2 tRNA genes and 2 rRNA genes are annotated in these 3,744 nt (G+C 50.8%); all 4 read right to left on the bottom strand.

The window, feature by feature from the left end:
* Positions 1-1,565 (bottom strand): 23S ribosomal RNA (locus WKT12_RS16225); the annotation flags it as partial.
* A 108-nt stretch (positions 1,566-1,673) separates the two neighbouring features.
* A tRNA-Ala gene (locus WKT12_RS16220) sits at positions 1,674-1,747 on the bottom strand.
* A gap of 87 nt (positions 1,748-1,834) precedes the next feature.
* Positions 1,835-1,908, bottom strand: a tRNA-Ile gene (locus WKT12_RS16215).
* A 121-nt stretch (positions 1,909-2,029) separates the two neighbouring features.
* Positions 2,030-3,557: ribosomal RNA gene (locus WKT12_RS16210) — 16S ribosomal RNA — on the bottom strand.
* Positions 3,558-3,744 lie beyond the last annotated feature (187 nt).

The following is a 3,744-nucleotide window of genomic DNA, read 5'->3' as shown; positions in this document are numbered from 1 at the left end:
AGGACGCTCCATACTGTCAAGTTCGGCTCTTCCCGCGGATTTGCCTGCGGGAATCGGCACCTACACTCTTCAACGGGCTATTCCGTCAGCCCGCGGCAGTGTCACTTCTGCTTCTCCACGTCACCCCCAGAGGTAGTAACGGAATATTAACCGTTTCTGCCATCGGCCTCGCCGTTCGGCTGAGCCTTAGGACCCGACTGACCCTGATCCGATTAGCGTTGATCAGGAAACCTTAGTCTTTCGGCGAGGGGGTTTCCCACCCCCTTTATCGTTACTTATACCTACATTTGCTTTTCCATACGCTCCAGAGTACCTCGCGGTACGCCTTCGACGCCGAATGGAATGCTCCCCTACCAACCATTGCTGGTTCCACGGCTTCGGTAGACAGCTTATACCCGATTATTATCCACGCCCGATTCCTCGACTAGTGAGCTGTTACGCACTCTTTAAATGAATGGCTGCTTCCAAGCCAACATCCTAGCTGTCTTAGCAATCAGACTTCGTTAGTTTAACTTAGCTGTCATTTCGGGACCTTAGCCGGTGGTCCGGATTCTTCTCCTCTCGGGCACGGACCTTAGCACCCATGCCCTCACTCCCGCGGTCAAACTGATGCGCATTCGGAGTTTGTCAGGACTTGATAGGCGGTGAAGCCCTCGCATCCAATCAGTCGCTCTACCTCACATCAGTAATCCACGAGGCTGCACCTAAATGCATTTCGGGGAGTACGAGCTATCTCCAAGTTTGATTAGCCTTTCACCCCTACCCTCAGCTCATCCAGAAGCTTTTCAACGCTTATTGGTGCGGACCTCCATCTGGTGTTACCCAGACTTCATCCTGGCCAAGGGTAGATCACTTGGTTTCGCGTCTGCCGCCGCTGACTCGACGCCCTCTTCAGACTCGCTTTCGCTTCGGCTGCGGGACTCGTGTCCCTTAACCTTGCCAACGACGGCAACTCGTAGGTTCATTATGCAAAAGGCACGCCGTCACTCCTTACGGAGCTCCGACCGCTTGTAGGCGCACGGTTTCAGGTACTATTTCACTCTTCTGTTCGAAGTGCTTTTCACCTTTCCCTCACGGTACTGGTCCACTATCGGTCTCTCGGGAGTATTTAGCCTTGCCGGATGGTCCCGGCAGATTCACGCAGAATTCCTCGTGTTCCGCGCTACTCAGGATACCGCTACGCTTCGTCTCGCTTCATGTACCGGACTGTCACCGTCTGTGGTGCAACTTTCCAGATGCTTCCATTCGCGAGAGCTCTTGCGATGTCGCGGTCCTACAACCCCACCTGTGCCGTAACACCGGTGGTTTGGGCTCTTCCCCGTTCGCTCGCCACTACTGGGGGAATCATTGTTATTTTCTTTTCCTGCAGGTACTAAGATGTTTCAGTTCCCTGCGTTAGCCTCCATCATTGATGGATGTCACCTCTTCAAGGTAACGGGTTGTCCCATTCGGAAATTCACGGATCAAAGGTTATTTGCACCTCCCCGTGACTTATCGCAGCTTATCACGTCCTTCATCGCCTCCGAGAGCCAAGGCATCCGCCATGCGCCCTTGTTTACTTTCCTTATCTCGTTCACACCGTTTTCACAGTGCGGGATGATATATACTTTTAGCTTTCGTACTAAAATTACTTTTTGCTTGTTACATCATGTCATAGACCTATTTTTCTGTTGTGGAGAATAACGGATTCGAACCGTTGACCCCCTGCGTGCAAAGCAGGTGCTCTAGCCAGCTGAGCTAATCCCCCGTTTTTTTGCGGCTGCAAAGGTAAGTATTTACTTTCGATCCGGCAAATTTTTAAGGAAGTTTTTTTCTCCGCTTCCTTTCCTCGAGGTAGTCCCAGGCAGAGTTGAACTGCCGACCTCTACATTATCAGTGTAGCGCTCTAACCAACTGAGCTATAGGACTAGCTTGCGTGATTCAGTTCAACCTCGTCCGTTCCGACTCGGCTTCATCTTTCTCTCTTATTTCGTTAAACAAACTCGCATGCAGCACAAGGGGAAAAAACCTGATTCAGGTTACGCTCCAGAAAGGAGGTGTTCCAGCCGCACCTTCCGGTACGGCTACCTTGTTACGACTTAGCCCCAATTACCGGTTTTACCCTAGGGCGCTCCTTGCGGTTACGCACTTCAGGTACTCCCGGCTTTCATGGCTTGACGGGCGGTGTGTACAAGGCCCGGGAACGTATTCACCGCGCCGTGGCTGATGCGCGATTACTAGCGAATCCAGCTTCGTGGAGTCGGGTTGCAGACTCCAGTCCGAACTGAGAGAGGTTTTGGAGATTGGCATCCCGTCGCCGGGTAGCTGCCTTCTGTACCTCCCATTGTAACACGTGTGTAGCCCCGGACGTAAGGGCCGTGCTGATTTGACGTCATCCCCACCTTCCTCGCATCTTACGATGGCAGTCTGGCCAGAGTCCTCAGCCTGACCTGTTAGTAACTGACCACGAGGGTTGCGCTCGTTATGGCACTTAAGCCGACACCTCACGGCACGAGCTGACGACAACCATGCAGCACCTTCACAGACGCCTTGCGGCTTACCTGTTTCCAGGTAATTCGTCTGCAATTTAAGCCCGGGTAAGGTTCCTCGCGTATCATCGAATTAAACCACATGTTCCTCCGCTTGTGCGGGCCCCCGTCAATTCCTTTGAGTTTCACCGTTGCCGGCGTACTCCCCAGGTGGGATACTTAATGCTTTCGCTTGGCCGCTGACAGTATATCGCCAACAGCGAGTATCCATCGTTTACCGTGTGGACTACCAGGGTATCTAATCCTGTTTGATACCCACACTTTCGAGCATCAACGTCAGTTACAGCTTAGCAGGCTGCCTTCGCAATCGGGGTTCTTCGTGATATCTAAGCATTTCACCGCTACACCACGAATTCCGCCTGCCTCAACTGCACTCAAGGGGACCAGTATCAACTGCAATTTTACGGTTGAGCCGCAAACTTTCACAACTGACTTAATCCTCCGTCTACGCTCCCTTTAAACCCAATAAATCCGGATAACGCTCGCATCCTCCGTATTACCGCGGCTGCTGGCACGGAGTTAGCCGATGCTTATTCATAAGGTACATACAAACGCCTACACGTAGGCGACTTTATTCCCTTATAAAAGAAGTTTACAATCCGTAGGACCTTCATCCTTCACGCTACTTGGCTGGTTCAGGCTCGCGCCCATTGACCAATATTCCTCACTGCTGCCTCCCGTAGGAGTTTGGACCGTGTCTCAGTTCCAATGTGGGGGACCTTCCTCTCAGAACCCCTATCCATCGTTGGCTAGGTGGGCCGTTACCCCGCCTACTACCTAATGGAACGCATCCCCATCGTTTACCAATGAATCTTTAATGGTGTTATCATGCAATCTCACCATACTATCAGGTATTAATCTTTCTTTCGAAAGGCTATCCCTGAGTAAACGGAAGGTTGGATACGTGTTACTCACCCGTGCGCCGGTCGCCATCAAACTTAGCAAGCTAAGTTCATGCTGCCCCTCGACTTGCATGTGTTAAGCCTGTAGCTAGCGTTCATCCTGAGCCAGGATCAAACTCTTCATTGTAAAATATCTTTTTACTCTTGCGAGTACTTTGTCTCTGTTCAGGTAACCGAATCTTTTTCCTTATTCTTTTTTTAAGAATATTGACGGTTCTTTCTTTTCACCGCACATACATTATTATATATGCAGCTACTTCTTGTACTACATTTTCGTTTGTTTATCTAAAGTCTTTCAAAGAACTATCTCTTTC

The sequence above is a fragment of the Phocaeicola sp. HCN-6420 genome, from assembly GCF_037890145.1.
GTDB lineage: Bacteria > Bacteroidota > Bacteroidia > Bacteroidales > Bacteroidaceae > Phocaeicola.
Note: the sequence above shows the minus strand (reverse complement) of the source record. Positions and strands in the feature narration are given on the sequence as shown.